The sequence below is a fragment of the Streptomyces sp. NPDC055962 genome, from assembly GCF_042270185.1.
GTDB lineage: Bacteria > Actinomycetota > Actinomycetes > Streptomycetales > Streptomycetaceae > Streptomyces.
On record NZ_JBHJYN010000007.1, the window covers coordinates 1 to 16140 of the forward strand.

Here is a 16140-nt window from a genome sequence, read left to right on the forward strand (position 1 = left end):
CGGTGCTCGCGGCGGACAGGCGTCCCGCCGCGAGCACCGGGCCGCCGTCGCGCTCCGGGCCGCAGTTCCTCCGCGGGCAGCGGGCCGCCGTTCCCTGTCAGCCCGCCGGTCCGGACGGCTCGCCCGGGTCCGTCGACGGAGCGGGCCCGGTGGGCTCCCCGGTCGGCGAGGGCGTGGGTCCGGGAGAGCCCGGTGTCTCCGTCGGCTGATCGGTCGGTGTGGGTGTCGGGTCCGGCGGGCCGGTGGATTCCGTGGGCTCCGGGGTGGGGTCCGTCGACGGGGCCGGGGAGGACGGCGTGGGGCTCGGGGCGCCGGACGACGGATCCGGTGACGGCTTCGGGTGCCCGGGGCCGGGAGCCGCGGCACCGGAGCCCGTGATCGCGACCGCCGACCCCGACGGGGAGAGCACGACGCGGGCGCTCCACGGCCCCCGCGGCTCGGCCGAGGAAATCACGGACACGTGGAGGGTGGTGCTCCTGCCGGGGGCGAGCGTCCCGGACGCACGGCTGAGGCGCAGCCACGGGGCGGCTACCCGGGCCGACCAGGCGACGGCTTCGTCACCGGTCGCGGTCAGGACGATCGTCGTACGGCCGGCCGACCGGCCCGGACGGACCGCGACCGAGAGCGCGTCCCCGTCGGGTCCGGGCCCGACACTGACGACCTCGGCCGACACGTCCGGGCCCCGGACACCGTCCGTGAAACCGCCGTCGTCGTCGGGGCGTGCGTTGCCCGCGTTCTCGTAGTGGCCGTACGGGTCGCCGTCGGCGCCGGGCTCGCCGTCCAGGTCCGAGGCGGTGACCGCGGTGTCCCGGCCCTCGCCGGTCAGCGGCGCGCCCCGGTACGCGGCCCACAGTGCGATCACCGGGGCGGCGACGACCGTCGCCACGACCGTCGTCGTCACCACCCGGGAGCGCAGTCTGTCCCGGCGTGCGGCACGGTCCTTGGGATCCAGGGGGAAGCCGGTCCGGCCGAAGCGCGGGGCACCGGACCGGGACCGCCTGGCCTGCGTCAGGGCGACGCGCACGGAGGGGCGGGGGGCTTCGACGACCGGCAGGACGGCGGCCGGGGCGACGGTCGCGCCGGGCCACGGCCCGGAGGCCCCGGCCCGCTCGGCGGCGCGGCGGCAGCGGGGACAGTCGTCGACGTGCCGGACGAGCTCGCGGCGCAGAGCCGCCGAGAGCAGCACCCGGGGAGCGCCGGTGAGCCGGGCGACGGTGGGGCAGTCCCCCTTCTCCACGACGGCCAGGGCGGCACGGGTCCGCTCCACCTCGCAGGCGGCACCCGCCAGGAGCTCCCGGGCGCTGCCGGGGTCGAGGCCGAGGACGGCGGCGACGGCACGCGGCGTGAGCCCGTGGCGCACGGCGAGCTCCAGCGCCTCCCGCTGCTCGGGGGTGGTGCCGGCGGCCTCGGGCCAGGCCAGCTGCGCGAGCTCGCGCCGGCGCGCCTCGGCCGCCGGGGACTCCGGCGAGCCGGCGGACCCCGCGGCTTCCTCCGGGGTGCCGTGCGCCCCCCGGCCGCCGGCCGCCGGGGCCTCCCCGCCCGGGGCGGCGCCCCGCCGGACGGACGGGCGGCGGTGCGCCTGGCGGCCGCTCCGCTGCTCCGTGAGCGCTCGCAGGCAGGCCCACCTGGCCAGGGCGTACAGCCAGGATTTACGTTCCTCCTCGGCCTGGGGGCACCGGCCGTCATGCCGTTCGGCGATCGCCAGGACCGAGCCGAGCGCCTCGGTGGCCGCCTCGTGGTCGCAGAGCACGGAGAGGCAGTAGGTGAACAGGCCGTCGAGATACGGCTCGTACCGTGCGGACGAACGCTGCGCCGGAGGCCGGGCCTCGCGACGGTGCGTCCGGTGTGCGCCGGTGGTGTGCGTGGGGGGCCCCAGCCTGCTGCTCGTCACCTGGCGACCGTAGGCAGATACGGGTGGAACCCTGACGGCACTTTCCTGCATTTAATCCTTACGAGTGACGGTCTCCTTCCAAAGGGGACAGGAATCCCGTATTCCTACGGAAATACCGCATCGGCCGCACGTTCGACCTCCGTGCCCGCGGCCGGTGCTGTCGGACCCCACCTATACGGTGACGCCATGGCTGCCCGTACGAAATCCGCGAAGGACAGGCCGTCCTACCGCTGCACCGAATGCGGCTGGACGACCGCCAAATGGCTCGGCCGCTGCCCGGAGTGCCAGGCCTGGGGGACGGTCGAGGAGTTCGGCGGCGCCCCCGCGGTCCGTACGACGGCGGCGGGCCGCGTCTCCACGGCAGCCCTGCCGATCGGCCAGGTCGACAGCCGGCAGGCGACCGCGCGCTCGACCGGGGTCGGCGAGCTGGACCGTGTGCTCGGCGGCGGGCTCGTGCCCGGCGCCGTGGTGCTGCTGGCGGGAGAGCCCGGCGTCGGCAAGTCGACCCTCCTGCTGGACGTGGCGGCCAAGGCCGCGAGCGACGACCACCGCACCCTGTACGTCACGGCCGAGGAGTCCGCCAGCCAGGTGCGGATGCGGGCCGACCGCATCAAGGCGATCAACGACCACCTGTACCTGGCCGCCGAGACCGACCTCTCCGCCGTCCTCGGACATCTGGACGCGGTCAAGCCGTCCCTCCTCGTCCTCGACTCCGTGCAGACCGTCGCCTCCCCGGAGATCGACGGCGCGCCCGGCGGCATGGCGCAGGTCCGCGAGGTCGCGGGGGCACTCATCCGCGCCTCGAAGGAGCGCGGCATGTCGACCCTCCTCGTGGGCCACGTGACCAAGGACGGCGCGATCGCCGGACCGCGGCTCCTGGAGCACCTCGTCGACGTGGTGCTGTCCTTCGAGGGCGACCGGCACGCCCGCCTCCGGCTCGTACGGGGCGTCAAGAACCGCTACGGCGCCACGGACGAGGTCGGCTGCTTCGAGCTGCACGACGAGGGCATCACGGGCCTGGCCGACCCCTCCGGGCTCTTCCTCACCCGCCGTGACGAGCCCGTACCCGGCACCTGCCTGACGGTCACCCTGGAGGGCAAGCGCCCGCTGGTCGCCGAGGTCCAGGCGCTGACGGTCGACTCCCAGATCCCCTCCCCCCGGCGCACCACCTCGGGCCTGGAGACCTCCCGGGTCTCGATGATGCTGGCCGTTCTCGAACAGCGCGGCCGGATCAGCGCGCTCGGCAAGCGGGACATCTACAGCGCGACGGTGGGCGGCGTGAAGCTCACCGAGCCGGCCGCGGACCTCGCGATCGCCCTGGCCCTGGCCAGTGCGGCCAGCGACACACCGCTGCCGAAGAACCTGGTCGCGATCGGTGAAGTGGGCCTCGCGGGCGAGGTCAGAAGGGTCACGGGGGTCCAGCGCAGGCTCGCGGAGGCGTACCGTCTCGGGTTCAAGCACGCCCTGGTCCCGAGGGACCCGGGACAGGTCCCGGCCGGTATGAAGGTCACGGAAGTGGCCGACATGGGCGACGCCCTGAGAGTCCTCCCCCGCCGGTCTCGGCCGGACGGACCACAGGAGGACGGCGCACGCCGGTAGACTTTGCCCTGGTCTCGCCCGCCCGTACGAACGGTATGAGGGACGCAAGGGCACCGCAAACCTGTGACCGGAGGAGTGCAGTGGCAGCCAACGACCGGGCAGCATCGCCCGGAAAGTCCGGCCAAGGCACGGGGAACGAGGCGCTGATGCGCGCCTCGTTGAGCGCGGTCGCGCCCGGGACGGCGCTCCGTGACGGCCTGGAGCGCATCCTCCGTGGCAACACCGGCGGCCTGATCGTCCTCGGCATGGACAGGACCGTCGAATCCATGTGTACCGGCGGTTTCGTCCTCGACGTGGAGTTCACCGCGACGCGCCTGCGCGAACTGTGCAAGCTGGACGGCGCGATGATCCTCGACAAGGACATGACCAAGATCCTCCGGGCCGGCGTCCAGCTGGTCCCGGACGCCTCCATCCCCACCGAGGAGACGGGCACCCGCCACCGCACCGCGGACCGGGTGTCCAAGGCCTGCGGCTTCCCGGTGGTGTCGGTCTCCCAGTCGATGCGGCTGATCGCGCTGTACGTGGACGGGGAGCGGAGGGTCCTGGAGGAGTCCTCCGCGATCCTGTCCCGCGCCAACCAGGCGCTCGCCACCCTGGAGCGGTACAAGCTCAGGCTGGACGAGGTCGCCGGCACCCTCTCCGCGCTGGAGATCGAGGACCTGGTGACGGTCCGGGACGTGACGGCGGTCTCCCAGCGGCTGGAGATGGTGCGCCGGATCGCGACCGAGATCGCCGAGTACGTGGTGGAGCTGGGCACCGACGGCAGGCTCCTGTCGCTCCAGCTGGACGAGCTGATCGCCGGTGTCGAGCCGGAGCGGGAGCTGGTCGTACGCGACTACGTGCCCGAGCCGACCGCGAAGCGGTCCCGCACGGTGGCGGAGGCGCTGGCCGAGCTGGACACGCTCACCCACACCGAGCTGCTCGAACTTCCCGTGGTGGCACGGGCGCTGGGATACAGCGGCTCACCCGAGACGCTGGACTCCGCGGTCTCCCCCCGGGGCTTCCGGCTGCTGGCGAAGGTGCCGCGGCTGCCCGGGGCGATCATCGAGCGGCTGGTGGAGCACTTCGGCGGCCTGCAGAAGCTGCTCGCCGCGAGCGTGGACGACCTCCAGGCCGTGGACGGGGTCGGCGAGGCGCGGGCCCGGAGCGTGCGCGAGGGGCTCTCGCGCCTGGCGGAGTCGTCGATCCTCGAACGGTACGTCTAGAGCGGCCGCCGGAGCCGTACGCCCGGAGCGCAGGCACAGACCGGAGCCGTACGCCCGGAGCGCAGGCGCCGACCGGAGCCGTACGCCCGGAGCGCAGGCGCCGACCGGAGCCGTACGCCCGGAGCGCAGGCGCCGACCGGAGCCGTACGTCCCGGGCGGACGTCCGGAGCCGTACGCCTGTACGCGCCCGTACGCCCGGAGCACCGCCGCGGTGCCCTTCCGGACCGCACGGGTCTGCCCCGGAAGGCTCTTCCGGGCAGACCCGTGTCCGAGGCACCCCTGCGGGGCGGCTCCGGCAGGTCAGTCCTTGGCGAGGACGAACGAGGCCCGCTGGACGGTCTCGCCCGGGACCTTCGCCTCCAGCAGATACGTCCCCGGGGCGGCGGTGCCGGTGGGCGGTGTCGCGCACCGGGGCGCGCTCCCCTTGCGGTCCCACTCCACGGTGTGGACGATCGTCGCTCCCGCAGGGACCTTCAGGAAGAGGGCGCCGTTCTTCGGGCAGTCCTTCGAGGACCACAGCTGCTCGTCGTCCTCACCGGCCTCGGTGATCGTGAGTACGGCGCTCTTCGGGCCGAAGTCGGCCTTGCAGTCGGCCGCCGAGGTGTTCCTGGCGCTCAGCCGGAACGTCGGCTCGTCGTCGGGTCCGAACCGGAGATCCGTCTTCAGGCTCAACTGGAGTACGGCAGGAGTGCAGTTGGGGAGCGAGGAACCGGCCGGCACCTGCTCGCCGGGCGTTCCGCCGTCACCGCCGCCCGCTCCCGTACCCGCCGCCGCGGAGCCACCCGCTCCCGCGGAGCCCGATCCGGATGACCCGGACGATCCGGCAGCGCCGGCCGATCCCGCCGCGCCGCCCGTTCCGGTGCCCCCGCCGCTCCCTCCGGAGCCGCCGTCGGCGCCGGCGTCGTCCGACTCGTCGCGCCCGCCGGGGGGTTGACCGACGACCGGGCCGGAGCTCGACGGTCCGGGGGTGATGGACGGAGGGGGAGCGGACTCGCCGGGCTTGCCGTCGTCCTTCCCGCCGCCGCTGCCGCCCCCTGAGGTGACGGCCCACGCGATCACGGCCGCGAGCAGCGCGATCACCAGCACCGCCACTGCTCTCCTGCGCCAGTAGATGCTGGAGGGAAGCGGCCCGACCGGATTGCGCATAGATCCCACGGCCCGAACTCTACGAGAGATCAAGGCCAACTCCGGCCCCCAACCGCCGCTCTGATCGACAAGTTTTCCGGATCATCATCACGGAGCGGCCGTTCATGGGTGCTTCCAGCCGCTTTGCACCGGATCACACATCGTCCGCCCCGTACGAAGGGACAGAACGGGTGGCGTTATCACCCCCAGAGCCCTCGGCCGGGCCGACACCCCCGCAACCGTGCCCGACGCCCCCTCTTCCGTGCCAGGATCGTAGGTGCGATGACTGCCACGACTGCGACACAGACGCCCCCCGCCTCCCTCCATGCCCCCGTCATCGGGTGGTTCGAGCAGCACGCCCGCGATCTGCCCTGGCGCCGCCCCGAAGCGGGTGCCTGGGGTGTGATGGTGAGCGAGTTCATGCTGCAGCAGACCCCGGTGAACCGAGTCCTCCCGGTCTACGAACAGTGGATGGCCCGCTGGCCGCGCCCCGCCGACCTGGCCGCCGACGCGCCGGGCGAAGCGGTCCGCGCCTGGGGCCGGCTCGGCTACCCGCGGCGCGCTCTCCGGCTGCACGGGGCCGCGCAGGCGATAACGGAACGCCACGGGGGCGACGTGCCGAGCGAGCACGGCCAGTTGCTCGCACTGCCCGGCATCGGGGAGTACACGGCCGCGGCCGTGGCCTCGTTCGCGTACGGGCAGCGCCATGCCGTGCTGGACACGAACGTCCGCCGGGTCTTCGCCCGGGCCGCCACCGGCATCCAGTACCCGCCGAACGCGACCACCGCCGCCGAGCGGAAGCTCGCCCGCGCCCTGCTCCCCGAGGAGGACGAGCGCGCCGCCCGCTGGGCGGCGGCCACGATGGAGCTCGGCGCACTCGTGTGCACCGCGAAGAACGAGGACTGCACGCGCTGCCCGATCGCCGGCCAGTGCGCGTGGCGGCTGGCCGGGAAGCCCGCCCACCAGGGTCCGCCCCGCCGCGGCCAGACCTACGCCGGCACGGACCGGCAGGTGCGGGGACGGCTGCTGGCGGTGCTGCGCGACGCGGTCACACCGGTGCCGCAGTCCGCGCTGGACTCGGTGTGGGAAGAGCCGGTGCAGCGGGCGCGCGCCCTGGACGGGCTCGTCTCCGACGGCCTGGTCGAGCCGTTGGCGAACGGCCGGTACCGGCTGCCCCTGACCTGACGGCCCACCGGCGGACCGGGCTGTCCAGCGGCTGTTACACAACCGATGGACAGCCGTGCGTCCGCGTACGGCTGCTCCGCACATCCTCGTGACAACGCCTCCGTAACGTCACCGACGTCGGCGAACGGGACCATCCCGCCGACGGTGGTGCACGGGGATTCACGGGGTTCGGAGGCGGTTGTCATGGCGCAGGGCGAGGTGCTCGGCTTCGAGGAGTACGTACGGACCCGGCAGGACGCGCTGCTGCGCAGTGCCCGCCGGCTCGTGCCCGATCCGGTGGACGCGCAGGACCTGCTGCAGACCGCCCTGGTCCGGACCCTGAGCCGCTGGGACGGCATCGCCGACAAGTCCCTCGCCGACGCCTATCTCCGCCGCGTCATGATCAACACGCGCACGGAGTGGTGGCGCGCCCGCAAGCTCGACGAGGTCCCCACCGAGCAGCTCCCCGACGCGAGCGTCGACGACGGCACCGAGCAGCGCGCGGACCGCGCCCTGCTCATGGACGTCCTCGGAGTGCTGGCTCCGAAGCAGCGCAGCGTCGTCGTGCTGCGACACTGGGAGCAGATGAGCACGGAGGAGACCGCGGCGGCACTCGGCATGTCCGCCGGTACGGTGAAGAGCACGCTGCACCGCGCCCTGGCACGTCTGCGCCAGGAGCTGGAGGACCGCGCGGCACGGAGCCGTGAGGCCGAGGTGGCACCGGCGCGGGTGCCGGCACAGCCGGACAGGCGTCATGACGAGCGGGAGCGGGAGCGGTGCGCGGCCTGACCGGCAGCAGGAGGAGCACGACCGCCGGCCGCGGGAGATCCGTGGCCGGTCCGGTGGCGGGGAGCGCGGCGGTGGCCGGGCTCGCCGCCTTCGGCCTGTTCTGCGCAGGGTGCTCCACCGGGGGCACGGGCACCCGCGACGAAGGCCCCGCCGCCACCCAGCAGGTCGCCCGTGCCGCACCGTCGAGCGCCTCGCCCACCGGGACGGCCAAGCCCTCCCCGCGGGTCGACGCCGTGATGCTCGTGAAGAGCGACCCGAAGGTGAGCCGCCAGCTCAAGAACGACCTGAAGCCCTGCACCGGCGACGAGTACCCGGTCGACACCTCGTACGGCACGCTCACCGACGGCCCGGCGGCCGACGTCGTGGTCAACGTGATGACCTGCGGCGATTCGGTAGGTGTCGGTACCTACGCCTACCGGCAGCGCGGCGACGGCTCGTACGAGAACGTCTTCGCCGCCGAGGTGCCCGCGGTCTACGGCACCATCGACCGGGGTGACCTGGTGGTGACGACGCAGGTGTACGGGTCGAAGGACTCGGTCGCGTACCCCTCCGGCGAGGACGTCGTCACGTACCGCTGGACCGCCGGCCGTTTCACCGAGACCGACCGGGTGCACAACGACTTCAACCGGGCCGTCGGCAGCGGGGAGGGCGACCTCCCCGCACCGCAGACGACGCAGAACTGAGAGCCGCGCGCATGGCCGATACCCATGTCCTCTTCGTCGAGGACGACGACGTCATCCGTGAGGCCACCCAGCTCGCACTGGAGCGGGTCGGTTTCACGGTCACGGCGGTCCCCGACGGCCTGCTGGGCCTGGAGGCCTTCCGGGCGGACCGCCCGGACATCGCGCTGCTGGACGTGATGGTGCCCGGGCTGGACGGCGTCAGTCTCTGCCGGCGCATCCGCGACGAGTCGACCGTGCCCGTGATCATGCTGTCGGCGCGGGCCGATTCGATCGACGTGGTGCTCGGCCTGGAGGCCGGGGCCGACGACTACGTCACGAAGCCGTTCGACGGAGCGGTCCTCGTCGCCCGGATCCGCGCCGTCCTGCGGCGCTTCGGCCACGCCGCGGGCACGGGCGGCACGCCCCCCGGGGACGGTGGGGCACCGGACGAGGCGGGCGGGGTGCTGGTCTTCGGCGACGTGGAGATCGACACCGAGGGCATGGAGGTACGCCGGAAGGGCTCGCACGTGGGCCTGACACCGACGGAGATGCGGCTGCTGCTGGAATTCTCCGCGGCGCCCGGCACGGTGCTCTCCCGCGACAGGCTCCTGGAGCGGGTCTGGGACTACGGCTGGGGCGGGGACACCCGGGTCGTCGACGTCCACGTCCAGCGGCTGCGCACCAAGATCGGACAGGACCGGATCGAGACGGTCCGCGGCTTCGGCTACAAGCTCCGCGCATGAGGCGGCTGGCGCTGCGGACCGGGGTCCGCTGGAAGATCAGCATCGCGATCGCCGCCGTCGGCGCGCTCATCGCGCTGGCGCTGAGCCTCGTCGTCCACAACGCCGCCCGCGTCTCGATGCTGGAGAACGCGCGCGAGGTGCAGCTGGAACGGCTGCTCTTCGCCCAGCGGCTCTACGAGGCGACGAACACCCAGAAACCCTCGCCGAAGTTCGGCTCCAAGATCAACGACCCGTCGCTGCCGAAGAGCCTGCGGGACCAGATACGGGACAACCGGCGGGCCACCCATGTCGACGAGTCGGACGACGGGGTGCCCGACGTCTGGGCGGCCGTGCCCCTGGCCAACGGCGACGTCCTGTCCCTGCACACCCGCTTCGCCGACCGCAGCGCCACGATCATGGGTGACCTCGACCGTGCCCTGGTCATCGGGTCGGTCTCGGTCGTCTTCGGCGGCTGCGCGCTGGGGGTGCTGATCGGCGGCCAGCTGTCCCGGAGACTGCGCAAGGCGGCGGCCGCCGCCGGCAAGGTGGCCCAGGGCAACACCGAGGTACGGGTGCGGGAGGCCGTCGGCGGGGTCGTACGGGACGAGACCGACGAGCTGGCCCGGGCCGTGGACGCCCTCACGGACGCGCTGAACGAGCGGATCGAGGCGGAGCGCCGGGTCACCGCGGACATCGCCCATGAGCTGCGCACCCCGGTGACCGGACTGCTGACCGCGGCCGAGCTGCTGCCCCCGGGGCGCCCCACCGAGCTCGTACGGGACCGGGCGCAGGCGATGCGGACACTGGTCGAGGACGTCCTGGAGGTGGCCCGGCTGGACAGCGCGTCGGAGCGGGCGGAGCTGCAGGAGCTGCCCCTCGGCGAATTCGTCGGGCGCCGGGTCCGGCTGCTGGACCCGGAGATCACGGTGCGGGTGGTGCACGAGTCCTGGGTCTCCACCGACCCGCGGCGGCTCGAACGCATCCTGGGCAATCTGCTGGGGAACGCCGCCAAGCACGGGGCGGGCCCGGTCGAGGTCACCGTCGAGGGCAGGGTCGTACGGGTCCGCGATCACGGGCCCGGTTTCCCCGACGCGCTGCTGCGGGAGGGGCCGAGCCGGTTCCGTACCGGGAGCAGCGACAGGTCGGGGCGCGGCCACGGCCTGGGGCTGACGATCGCCGCGGGGCAGGCGCGGGTGCTGGGCGCCCGGCTGACCTTCCGCAACGCGGGGCCCGCCGGGGGCGCCGACGGCACGGGCGGGGCGGTCGCGGTGCTGTGGCTGCCCGAGCACGCGCCCACGAACACCGGGAGCTTCCCGGTCCTGCGGCAGGCGGGGACGGACTGAGTAAAAAAAGGGTGGGCCCCGGAGACGTCCTGTCCCCGGGGCCCACTCGCGTCCCGGAGACGTCCTGTCTCCGGGGCCCACCCACGTCCGGGAGACGTCCTGTCCCCGGGGCCCACCCGCGTCCGGGAGCCCGCTCAGACGGCCTGCGACTCCTTGGCCGCCCCGGGGGCGACGGCGGACGTGCTCGCGTCGGGGCCGTCCGCGGCGGCCTCCGGCTTCGCCGTGCCGCGCAGCGGGACCTCCTTGACGAACAGCGCCGCCAGCAGGGCCACCACCGCGACCGAGCCGCCCACCAGGAAGGCGATGTGCGTCCCCGAGGCCACGGCGTACTCGTAGGCGTCGCGCATCGCCGCGGGCAGCTGCCGCAGGCTCGCATCGTCCAGCTGCGCCGACTTGGCGGTCGCCCCGCCGCCTCCGCGGGCCGCCATCTCGTCCTGCACCCGCCCGGTGAACAGCGCGCCCATGATCGCGACTCCGAAGGAGCTGCCGAGCGTGCGGAAGAGGGTGGTCGCGGACGAGGCGACGCCCATGTCCTTGAGCTCGACGCTGTTCTGCGCGACGAGCATCGTGATCTGCATCAGGAATCCCATGCCCGCGCCGAGCACCGCCATGTAGACGCCGGAGGTGAAGCGCGTGGTGCCGGTGTCCATGGTGGAGAGGAGGAACAGGCCCGCCACCATCAGGATGCTGCCCAGGATCGGGAAGACCTTGTACTTGCCGGTGCTCGTGGTGATCCGGCCGGCGACCAGCGAGACGATCATCATCGACAGCAGCATCGGCAGGAGCAGCAGCCCGGAGTTGGTGGCGTTCGCCCCCTGGACCGTCTGCTGGTACAGCGGGAGGAAGAGCACCGCTCCGAACATCACGAAGCCGGCCATGAAGCCGATCACGGACATGAGGCTGAAGTTGCGGCTACGGAAGATGTGCAGCGGCATGATCGGTTCGGCGGCCTTCGTCTCCACGAAGAGGAAGCCGACGAGCGAGGCGACGCCGAGTGCGATCAGCTCCATGATCACGGCCGAGCCCCAGGCGTACTCCGTACCGCCCCAGGTGGTGACCAGGACGATCGCGGTGATGCCCACGGTGAGGAGCGCGGCGCCCAGGTAGTCGATCCTGGCCGTCGACCGCTCCTTGCGGGGCAGGTGGAGCACCGCCGTGACCATGGCGAGGGCGATCGCGCCGAGCGGGAGGTTGATGTAGAAGCTCCAGCGCCAGCCGAGGTGGTCGGTGATGACTCCTCCGACCAGCGGCCCGCCGATCATGGCGATCGCCATGACGCCCGCCATCATGCCCTGGTACTTGCCGCGCTCCCGCGGCGGCACCAGGTCGCCGAGGATGGCCATGACGCCGACCATCAGGCCGCCCGCGCCGAGTCCCTGGATCGCGCGGAAGCCGATCAGCTGGCCCATGTCCTGGGCCATGCCGCTCAGCACCGAGCCGACCAGGAAGATCACGATGGACGTGAGGAAGATGCCCTTGCGCCCGTACAGGTCGCCGAGCTTGCCCCAGATGGGGGTGGAGGCCGCAGTGGCCAGGGTGTAGGCGGTGACCACCCAGGACAGATGTTCCATGCCGCCCAGATCGCCGACGATCGTCGGCATCGCGGTGCCGACGATCAGGTTGTCGAGCATGGCCAGCAGCATCGTGATCATCAGGGCGAGCACGACCACCCTGACACTGCGTGCCGGTGGTTCGGCCGGCCGGGCCGCCGCCTTCTTCAGTTCCGTCATGTCGCGCTCCCCTGATCCCCTGGACATCTGTTCGGCCGAGTGCCTGGTCCGCCACCGAACAGACACTTACTTGCCGCCCGGCTAGTTGACTACACTGAGGAAAGTAGACCCGTAACTAGCCGGGCGTCAAGTAAGTTCTTGGGAGAGTCGCATGGGCAGCACGCCGCAGCCGCGCCGGGGAAACACCCGCCAGCGCATTCAGGACGTCGCCCTGGATCTCTTCGCCGAGCAGGGGTACGAGAAGACCTCGCTCCGCGAGATCGCCGAGCACCTGCAGGTCACCAAGGCGGCGCTGTACTACCACTTCAAGACCAAGGAAGACATCCTCGTCAGCATCTTCGAGGACCTGAACCGGCCCGTCGAAGCCCTCCTGGAGTGGGGCGAGGGGCAGCCGCGCACCCTGGAGACGAAGGTCGAGATCCTCGTGCGCTACAGCGAGGCGCTCAAGGCCGCCGAACCGCTCTTCGTCTTCATGCAGGAGAACCAGGCGACGGTGCGGGAGCTGAGCATCGGCCACACCATCAAGCACCGGGTCATCGCCCTGGTCGACCTGATCAAGGATCCCGACGCCCCGCTCACCGACCAGGTGCGCTGCTTCAGCGCCCTCTTCACGATGCACGCCGGGATGATGGCCCTCAGAGACGCCGAAGGCGACCCCGAGGAGAAGCGCAAGGCTGCTCTCGAGGTCGCCATCGAGCTGGTGACCCGGGCCCATGACCCGGGGACCGCAGCCGCCTAGCGGCTGCGGGAGGGTGCGCGCGTCAGACCTTGACGTGCACGGTCTTGAGGTACGAGACCGGGTCCAGCGCGGAACCGTAGTTCGGCGAGGTCCGGATCTCGAAGTGCAGGTGGGGACCGCTGGAGTTACCGGTGTTGCCGGACAGGGCGATCTTGTCGCCCGTCTTCACGCGGTCGCCGACCTTGACCTCGATCTTCGACAGGTGCGCGTACTGCGAGTACTTGCCGTTGGCGTGCTTGATCACGATGGCGTTGCCGTACGCGGGACCGTCGCCGCCGCCGTTCGGGCCGGCCTTGACGACCCGGCCGGTGTGCGCGGCCTCGACCTTGGTGCCGATCGGCACCGCGAAGTCCTGGCCCGAGTGCTTGTGGGCCCAGCGGTCACCGCCGGTGCCGTAGGTGGCGCTCAGCTCGTAGTGGCTGACCGGGGCCTCCCACGAGGCGGCCTTCTTCTTGGCGGCGGCCTTCTTCTTCGCGGCCGCCTTCTTCTTCGCATCGGCCTTCTCGGCCTTGTCGGCCTTCGCCTGGGCGGCGGCCTTGCTCTGCGCCGTCGCCTGCTGGGAGACGGAACTGGCGGTCGCCGCGCCGGCGAGGGCCGCGGTGTCCGCGGTGCCCGTCGTGCCGGACGCGAACGCCGCGCCCGCGCCGAACACCATCGACGCACCCAGGCCGGCGGCCACGACGGCGCCACTGACGCGGGACACGGACGGGCGGCGGGAGTGCTGGAACGTAACGCGCTTCGACATGCGGTGAGTACCTCCGGGGTGACTGGACCCGGTGCTCGACCGGGCTTGCTCCACCTTGGTAACCCGCACCCCCCGGAACACTCAAACACCCCATCTACGACCAAAAGCCGTAGTTGAACGGTCAGGAATTATCCACAGGCGGCCGCCCGGACACCGCCGGACGATCGTGCGGACCACGGGTGCGATGCGGGTTCAGTCCCATCCCCAAACGCATCCTTCCTGTACACAGCCCTGCATCACGGACATAACGCCCTAAACACCAAAAGCCTCATCCGAAGCGGGCCGAAGGTCCTTCCACCGGTCTCCCCCGCCGCTCCTAACGCCCCTAGTAGGCTCGAAAGGGCCTGTGCGCCTTGTCACCGCCGGTGGGCACGAAGCCTGTCCGTTTCGGGACCTTCGGCCCGGCGGCCCTGCGGACGCCCGCACGGGCGGCCATCCGCTCGGCAGGCCGGGGGAGCCGCCGACGGCCCGGCCGAGGTGTCCCGGAGGGCCGCACGGGCCGGCCATCCCGGTGGTGCGGCCCGGAGGGGAGGCCGAGGAAAGTTCTTCGTGACGGATGTCGAGAAGGCGTACGCGGCTCCGACTGAACGGTGGAAGCGCGCCGAAGGGGTGCGCAGGACAAGGGGACACCTGATGAAGTACGTCGCGATGATCTACGGCAACCAGGCCAAGTGGGACTCCTTCCCGGCCGACGCCTGGCCCGAGGCGATCGCCCGGCAGGACGCGTTCAACAAGAAGTACCGCGCCAGCGGTGAACTGCTCGGCGCCTACGGTCTGGCGGACGCGGCCAACGCACAGCTGGTGCGCCGCAAGGACGGCGCCCCGGCGGTCACCGACGGCCCGTACCTGGAGACCAAGGAGTACCTCGCCAGCTTCTACATGCTGGACTGCGAGTCCCTGGAGCGTGCACAGGAGATCGCCGCCGACATGCCCTTCGCGGACACCGATCCGGTCGAGCTCTGGCCGGTCCTGCACGACGCCGCCACGGACCTGTGAGCGGGGAACCCGACGTCGAGGACCTGCTGCGCGAACTGGCGCCGCAGGTCCTCGGCACGCTCGTCCGCCGCTACGGCGCCTTCGACACCTGCGAGGACGCCGTCCAGGAGGCCCTGCTCGCGGCCGCCCTGCAATGGCCCGCCGAGGGACTGCCGGACCACCCCCGGGGGTGGCTCGTCACCGTCGCCTCCCGGCGGCTGGCCGACCAGGTGCGCAGTGAGCGGGCGCGCCGCCGGCGTGAGGACCGCATCGCCCTCGCCACCCCCCAGGCCGAGTTGCTGAGCCGCGCCGCGGACGCCGAGTCGGACGCCGACCGGGACGACTCCCTGGCGCTGCTGCTCCTGTGCTGCCATCCGGCGCTGTCGGAGCCCAGCCGGATCGCCCTGACCCTGCGCGCGGTCGGGGGCCTGACCACCGCACAGATCGCCGCAGCCTTCCTGGTGCCCGAGGCGACCATGGCCCAGCGCATCAGCCGCGCCAAGCAGACCATCAGGAACTCCGCGACGCCGCTGCGCCTGCCGCAGGCGGCCGACCTGGCCGAAGGCCTTGAGGCGGTCCTCCATGTGCTGTACCTCGTCTTCAACGAGGGCTACACCGCCACCGCCGGCCCCGACCTGACCGCACCGGCCCTGTCGACCGAGGCGATCAGGCTCACCCGGCTCCTGCGCCACCTGACGCCCGACCACGCCGAGACGGCCGGGCTGCTGGCCCTGATGCTGCTCACCGACGCACGCCGCGCCGCCCGCACCGGACCCGACGGCACCCTGGTTCCTCTGGCCGAGCAGGACCGCTCCCTCTGGGACCGCCGGCTCCTCACGGAGGGCGTCGCCCTGATCAGCAGCACCCTGCCCAGGGGACAGGTCGGCCCGTACCAGCTGCAGGCGGCGATCGCCGCCGTCCACGACGAGGCCGGGCACGCCGACGCCACCGACTGGCCGCAGATCCTCGCCCTGTACAGCCTGCTGGAACACCTCGCGCCGAACCCGGTGGTCACCCTCAACCGCGCGGTCGCCGTGGCGATGGTGCACGGCCCCGCCGCCGGGCTCGACCTGCTGACCACCCTGGACGCCGACCGGCGCACAGCACACCACCACCGCCTGCTCGCGGTCCGCGCCCACCTCCTGGAACAACTCGGCGACCACGACGCGGCGGCCCACGCCTACCGCGAGGCGGCCCGACGCACCAGCAGCACTCCGGAGCGACGCCACCTCAGCTCCCGCGCGGCGCGTCTCACCCCCGGACAGGACTGACCAGCTCACCCGCCTCACCCCCGACACCTCCTCCCGGGCGACGGACGCCGGTCCCACCCTCGTGTCCGCCTCGCCGGGGCTCCGGGGCTCCGGATCGAATCTCCGGATCTCCGGATCTCCGGATCTCCGGATCTCCCGATCTCCGGGGCTCGCCGGACGACCTCGGGGACGCGGTGGACC

At 72.5% G+C, this 16140-nt stretch carries 14 protein-coding genes; 10 read left to right on the plus strand and 4 right to left on the minus strand.

Going from position 1 to position 16140, the window contains the following annotated elements:
- Positions 1 to 97: 97 nt before the first annotated feature.
- A complete protein-coding gene (locus ACFC51_RS20670) occupies positions 98 to 1942 on the minus strand; it encodes a hypothetical protein (protein WP_376530095.1) in 1845 nt (614 codons plus the stop codon).
- Positions 1943 to 2077: 135 nt separating this feature from the next.
- Between ACFC51_RS20670 and radA the strand changes: the two genes are divergently transcribed.
- Both radA and disA read left to right on the plus strand, forming a co-directional pair.
- A complete protein-coding gene (gene radA / locus ACFC51_RS20675; RefSeq protein WP_376368612.1) occupies positions 2078 to 3490 on the plus strand; it encodes a DNA repair protein RadA in 1413 nt (470 codons plus the stop codon).
- Positions 3491 to 3570: 80 nt separating this feature from the next.
- Positions 3571 to 4695, plus strand: coding sequence for a DNA integrity scanning diadenylate cyclase DisA (disA, locus tag ACFC51_RS20680; RefSeq protein ID WP_376368613.1), 1125 nt, complete (start codon positions 3571 to 3573; stop codon positions 4693 to 4695).
- Between the two features lie 300 nt (positions 4696 to 4995).
- Here disA and ACFC51_RS20685 read toward each other — a convergent pair whose 3' ends face one another.
- A complete protein-coding gene (locus tag ACFC51_RS20685; protein WP_376530401.1) occupies positions 4996 to 5841 on the minus strand; it encodes a hypothetical protein in 846 nt (281 codons plus the stop codon).
- A 261-nt stretch (positions 5842 to 6102) separates the two neighbouring features.
- Here ACFC51_RS20685 and ACFC51_RS20690 point away from each other — a divergent pair, with 261 nt between their 5' ends.
- From ACFC51_RS20690 to cseC, 5 genes are all read left to right on the plus strand, one after another.
- Positions 6103 to 7005 (plus strand): A/G-specific adenine glycosylase, encoded by a 903-nt coding sequence (locus tag ACFC51_RS20690; protein ID WP_376530098.1) that lies wholly within the window; start codon positions 6103 to 6105, stop codon positions 7003 to 7005.
- Positions 7006 to 7188: 183 nt separating this feature from the next.
- Positions 7189 to 7773 carry a SigE family RNA polymerase sigma factor gene (locus ACFC51_RS20695; RefSeq protein WP_376368615.1) on the plus strand — a complete coding sequence of 195 codons (585 nt, stop codon included), beginning with the start codon at positions 7189 to 7191 and terminating at the stop codon, positions 7771 to 7773.
- Between the two features lie 41 nt (positions 7774 to 7814).
- On the plus strand, positions 7815 to 8456 hold the full coding sequence (locus tag ACFC51_RS20700) for a hypothetical protein (protein ID WP_376530101.1): 642 nt from the start codon (positions 7815 to 7817) through the stop codon (positions 8454 to 8456).
- An 11-nt stretch (positions 8457 to 8467) separates the two neighbouring features.
- Entirely contained in the window at positions 8468 to 9178 is a 711-nt protein-coding gene (cseB, locus tag ACFC51_RS20705) for a two-component system response regulator CseB (RefSeq protein ID WP_376368617.1), read from the plus strand.
- Positions 9175 to 10500, plus strand: a complete 1326-nt coding sequence (cseC, locus tag ACFC51_RS20710) for a two-component system sensor histidine kinase CseC (protein ID WP_376368618.1) — start codon at positions 9175 to 9177, stop codon at positions 10498 to 10500. The genes cseB and cseC overlap by 4 nt, the downstream gene beginning before the upstream one ends.
- A gap of 134 nt (positions 10501 to 10634) precedes the next feature.
- Here the strand turns inward: cseC and ACFC51_RS20715 are convergent, their stop codons facing one another.
- Positions 10635 to 12230: an MDR family MFS transporter gene (locus tag ACFC51_RS20715; RefSeq protein WP_376368619.1), complete on the minus strand. Its 1596-nt coding sequence runs from the start codon at positions 12228 to 12230 to the stop codon at positions 10635 to 10637.
- Positions 12231 to 12381: 151 nt separating this feature from the next.
- Between ACFC51_RS20715 and ACFC51_RS20720 the strand changes: the two genes are divergently transcribed.
- Positions 12382 to 12969 (plus strand): TetR/AcrR family transcriptional regulator, encoded by a 588-nt coding sequence (locus tag ACFC51_RS20720; protein WP_376530103.1) that lies wholly within the window; start codon positions 12382 to 12384, stop codon positions 12967 to 12969.
- A 22-nt stretch (positions 12970 to 12991) separates the two neighbouring features.
- On the opposite strand, the gene ACFC51_RS20725 is transcribed toward ACFC51_RS20720, so the two are convergent.
- Complete coding sequence (locus tag ACFC51_RS20725; protein WP_376368621.1) at positions 12992 to 13714, minus strand: M23 family metallopeptidase; 723 nt, start codon at positions 13712 to 13714, stop codon at positions 12992 to 12994.
- 633 nt (positions 13715 to 14347) lie between these two features.
- Here ACFC51_RS20725 and ACFC51_RS20730 point away from each other — a divergent pair.
- Both ACFC51_RS20730 and ACFC51_RS20735 read left to right on the plus strand, forming a co-directional pair.
- Positions 14348 to 14710 carry a YciI family protein gene (locus ACFC51_RS20730; protein ID WP_376368728.1) on the plus strand — a complete coding sequence of 121 codons (363 nt, stop codon included), beginning with the start codon at positions 14348 to 14350 and terminating at the stop codon, positions 14708 to 14710.
- A complete protein-coding gene (locus ACFC51_RS20735; RefSeq protein WP_376530105.1) occupies positions 14707 to 15960 on the plus strand; it encodes an RNA polymerase sigma factor in 1254 nt (417 codons plus the stop codon). Before ACFC51_RS20730 ends, ACFC51_RS20735 begins: the two co-directional genes overlap by 4 nt.
- Positions 15961 to 16140 lie beyond the last annotated feature (180 nt).